This is a genomic window from Staphylococcus xylosus, from assembly GCF_002732165.1.
In the GTDB taxonomy this organism is placed as follows: domain Bacteria; phylum Bacillota; class Bacilli; order Staphylococcales; family Staphylococcaceae; genus Staphylococcus; species Staphylococcus xylosus.
Genome location: NZ_MRZO01000016.1, coordinates 1 through 3587, shown reverse-complemented (window position 1 = coordinate 3587; position 3587 = coordinate 1). Strand labels below are relative to the sequence as shown.

Annotated in this window: 1 protein-coding gene; it reads right to left on the bottom strand. The window is 38.4% G+C overall.

The window, feature by feature from the left end:
- Window positions 1–3587: GA-like domain-containing protein (locus tag BTM19_RS13005; RefSeq protein WP_198994512.1), on the bottom strand; the 3587-nt coding region annotated here is incomplete at both ends.

Genomic DNA, 3587 nt, shown 5'->3' with positions numbered 1-3587 from the left:
ATTCCATTACTATCTTTGTCATTTACTTCTGGCGATGTTACTGTACCGATGCCATCTAAACGTGTTTGTAAGTCTACTTTTCCTGTTGTACCTTCTGGTACACTGTTTAATTTCTCTGATGCATTCGTTTTGGCTTTATCTAATGCTTCAATTAACTTGTCTAGTTCAACTTTCTCACTCGGATTAATTAATCCATCATTTGTGATCTCAGTTAACTTATTATCTAGAGCTCTCTTCGCTTCTTCCGCCGTCTCAATTGCCTGTTCAGCGTCTTTTAATTGAACTGTATCTAATACTCCATTACCGTCTTTGTCATTTACTTCCGGTGATGTTACTGAATTTATGCTATCTAAACGTGTTTGTAAGTCTACTTTTCCTGTTGTACCTTCTGGTACATTACTTAGTTTCTCTGTGGCATTTGTTTTGGCTTTGTCTAATACTTCAATTAACTTGTCTAATTCTGTTTTCTCACTCGGATTAATTAATCCATCATTTGTGATCTCAGTTAACTTAGTATCTACAGCTTGCTTCGCTTCTTCCGCTGACTCAATTGCTTGTTCCGCCTCAGTTAATTGAACGGTATCTAACACTCCATTACTATCTTTGTCATTCACTTCTGGGGATGTCACAGTACTGATTCCATCTAAGCGAGTTTGTAAATCTACTTTTCCTGTTGTACCGTCAGGCACATTGTTCAATTTCTCTGTGGCATTTGTTTTAGCTTTATCTAACGCTTCAATTAACTTGTCTAGTTCATCTTTCTCACTTGGATTTACTAATCCATCGCCTGTAATCTCAGTCAACTTACTATCTACAGCTTGCTTCGCTTCTTCCGCTGCCTCGATTGCTTGGTCTGCATCTGTTAATTGAACTGTATCTAATACGCCATTACTATCTCGATCATTCACTTCCGGCGATGACGCTGTACCGATTCCATCTAAACGTGTTTGTAAGTCTGTCTTACCTGTTGTACCGTCAGGTACATCACTTAATTTCTCTGATGCGTTTGTTTTTGCTTGGTCTAAAACTCCAATTAGTCGATCTAATTCTGCTTTTTCGCTTGGATTAATCAATCCATCTCTTGTAATTTCAGTCAACTTACTATCTACAGCTTGCTTCGCTTCTTCCGCTGCTTCGATTGCTTGTTCCGCCTCAGTTAATTGAACTGTATCCAAGATTCCATTACTGTCTTTATCATTCACTTCTAGGGATGTTACTGAATCTATGCCATCCAAGCGTGTTTGTAAGTCTACTTTTCCTGTTGTACCATCTGGTACATTGTTTAATTTCTCTGATGCATTGGTCTTAGCCTTATCTAGTGCTTCGATTAACTTGTCTAATTCTGCTTTCTCACTTGGATTAATTAGTCCATCACTTGTGATTTCAGTTAACTTACTATCTACAGCTTGCTTAGCCTCTTCGGCTGCCTCGATTGCTTCTTGCGCTTCTGTTAATTGAACTGTATCCAAGATTCCATTACTGTCTTTATCATTCACTTCTGGTGATGTTACTGCACTGATTCCGTCTAAACGTGTTTGTAGATCTACTTTTCCTGTTGTACCTTCTGGTACATTACTTAATTTCTCCGTTGCGTTTGTCTTAGTTTTGTCTAATGCCTCAATCAGTACATCGAGCTCTGCTTTCTCACTTGGGTTCATTAGTCCATCCCTTGTGATTTCAGTTAACTTACTATCTGCAGCTCTCTTTGCTTCTTCCGCCGTCTCAACTGCTTTTTCTGCTTCTGTTAATTGAACGGTATCTAAGATTCCATTACCGTCTTTATCATTCACTTCTGGTGATGACGCTGTACCGATTCCATCTAGACGTGTTTGTAAATCTGATTTCCCAGCTGTACCTTCTGGTACATTACTTAATTTCTCTGTGGCATTTGTTTTGGCTTTATCTAGCGCTTCGATTAACTTATCTAATTCGTCTTTTTCGCTTGGATTAATCAATCCATCTCTTGTGATTTCTGTTAACTTACTATCTACAGCTCTCTTTGCTTCTTCCGCTGACTCAATTGCTTGTTCCGCCTCAGTTAATTGAACGGTATCTAACACTCCATTACTATCTTTGTCATTCACTTCTGGGGATGTCACAGTACTGATTCCATCTAAACGAGTTTGTAGATCTACTTTTCCTGTTGTACCTTCTGGTACATTGTTTAATTTCTCTGATGCATTCGTTTTGGCTTTGTCTAATGCTTCAATTAACTTGTCTAATTCTGCTTTTTCGCTTGGATTCACTAATCCATCGCTTGTAATCTCAGTTAATTTATTATCTACAGCTCTCTTTGCTTCTTCGACTGCCTCAATTGCCTGTTCTGCTTCTGTTAATTGAACGGTATCTAATACGCCATTACTATCTCGGTCATTCACTTCTGGGGATGTTACTGAATTTATGCTATCTAAACGTGTTTGTAAGTCTGACTTCCCTGTTGTACCGTCAGGTACATTATTCAATTTCTCTGTCGCATTCGTTTTGGCTTTATCTAACGCTTCAATTAACTTGTCTAGTTCACCTTTCTCACTCGGATTAATTAATCCATCACTCGTAATTTCAGTCAGCTTATTATCTGCAGCTTGCTTCGCTTCTTCCGCTGACTCAATTGCTTGTTCCGCCTCAGTTAATTGAACGGTATCTAACACTCCATTACTATCTTTGTCATTCACTTCTGGTGATGTCACAGTACTGATTCCATCTAAGCGTGTTTGTAAATCTACTTTTCCTGTTGTACCGTCAGGTACATTGGTCAATTTCTCTGTGGCATTCGTTTTGGCTTTGTCTAATACTTCAATTAACTTGTCTAATCCTGTTTTCTCACTCGGATTCACTAATCCATCTCTTGTGATTTGAGTCAATTTATTGTCTGCAGCTTGCTTAGCTTCTTCCGCTGACTCAATTGCTTGTTCCGCCTCAGTTAATTGAACGGTATCTAATACGCCATTACTATCTTTGTCGTTTACTTCTGGGGATGTTACTGAATTTATACTATCTAAGCGTGTTTGTAAGTCTACTTTTCCTGTTGTACCTTCTGGTACACTGTTTAATTTCTCTGATGCATTCGTTTTGGCATCATTTAACACTTCGATTAATACATCAAGCTCTGCTTTTTCGCTTGGATTTATTAGCCCATCTCTTGTGATTTCAGTTAACTTATTATCTACGGTTCTCTTTGCTTGTCCTGCTAGCTCAATAGCTTGTTCTGCCTCTGAGAGTTGAATTGTATCTTTTACTCCATTGCTGTCTTTATCATTCACTTCTGGCGATGTTACTGCACTAATTGCGTCTAAACGTGTTTGTAAATCTGTTTTCCCTGCTGTACCTTCTGGCACATTGTTTAATTTTTCTGATGCATTCGTTTTAGCTTTATCTAACACTTCGATTAACTTGTCTAATTCGTCTTTCTCACTTGGATTGATTAATCCATCACTCGTAATTTCAGTCAGCTTATTATCTACAGCTCTCTTCGCTTCTTCCGCTCCCTCGATTGCTTTTTGCGCTTCTGTTAATTGAACGGTATCTAAGATTCCATTACTATCTTTGTCATTTACTTCTGGCGATGTTACTGTACCGATGCCATCTAA